The sequence below is a fragment of the Streptacidiphilus pinicola genome, assembly GCF_003258295.1.
GTDB classification, from domain to species: domain Bacteria; phylum Actinomycetota; class Actinomycetes; order Streptomycetales; family Streptomycetaceae; genus Streptacidiphilus; species Streptacidiphilus pinicola.
Genome location: NZ_QKYN01000108.1, coordinates 3,965 through 4,488 on the forward strand (window position 1 = coordinate 3,965; position 524 = coordinate 4,488).

Below are 524 nucleotides of genomic sequence, written 5' to 3' on the forward strand. Positions count from 1 at the left end.
GACCCGGGCCGCGTCCTTGGCCTGCTGGGCCTCCTGCTGCTGCAGGAGCTTCTCGCCCTTCGCGATCTGCCGCTGACGCTCCGCCTCCAGGTCGGCGGGCTTGCGGGGCCTGGCAGGCCGCTTGGCTGCGGATGTGGCCTTGCGCGCCGCCGGTGGAGGGACGCTGCCCTGCGACTGCAGTCCGAGCGCTTCCGCGACCGATTCCCGGAACGTCTTGCGCTTGGCCAAGCGAGCCCCCTCGAACAAGGCCGCCCGACCCCCGCGCCGAGCGGCGACACCATCGGACAGCCCTACCCCGAGTAGCCGCCAGAAATGTCGACGCGGGTAGGGCAGTTGGGGTTGTCGTTGCCAGCAGGCGCACGGGAGCGGTCCAGGCGAGTTCCGCCGGCCGGCCACCGTCATGAACGCGCCATTTCGACTGTCGAGGAGGTTGCCCCCGGGGCAACATCAGTTAGGCAGTGTCCTCTTTGTGCCACCTCGCGGAGGCGGTAGTGCTCGCTTGATCCCCGGTTGTGAGGCTGGGT

The 524-nt window shown here is 69.8% G+C and carries 1 protein-coding gene; it reads right to left on the minus strand.

The annotated features are described in order from the left end of the window. Positions 1–228 (minus strand): hypothetical protein (locus tag DN069_RS40320; RefSeq protein ID WP_207892266.1); only part of this gene is annotated, 228 nt, incomplete at its 3' end. Between the last annotated feature and the right edge of the window lie 296 nt (positions 229–524).